Raw genomic sequence first — 263 nt, 5'->3', positions numbered from 1 at the left:
AACGGGAGCAACGGGTCCAACGGGAGCGACAGGAGTAACGGGAGCGACAGGAGTAACGGGAGCAACAGGTCCAACGGGAGCGACAGGAATAACGGGAGCAACAGGTCCAACGGGAGCGACGGGAGTAACCGGAGCGACGGGTTCAACAGGTTCAACCGGCCCAACGGGAATAACAGGTACAAGTATCACGGCGACGTATGCATTTGCAAATAATACGTCGGGTTCAGCGATATCGGTACTTCTTGGTGGAACGAATGTCCCGC

At 56.7% G+C, this 263-nt stretch carries 1 pseudogene; it reads left to right on the top strand.

Annotated elements, in window-relative coordinates:
* Window positions 1-263: pseudogene (locus MR083_RS27260) on the top strand (collagen-like protein); the annotation flags it as partial.

The sequence above is a fragment of the Bacillus cereus group sp. BfR-BA-01408 genome (assembly GCF_022663305.1).
GTDB lineage: Bacteria > Bacillota > Bacilli > Bacillales > Bacillaceae_G > Bacillus_A > Bacillus_A pacificus.
The sequence above is the reverse complement of the archived record's forward strand: the minus strand, read 5'-3'. Positions and strand labels throughout refer to the sequence as shown.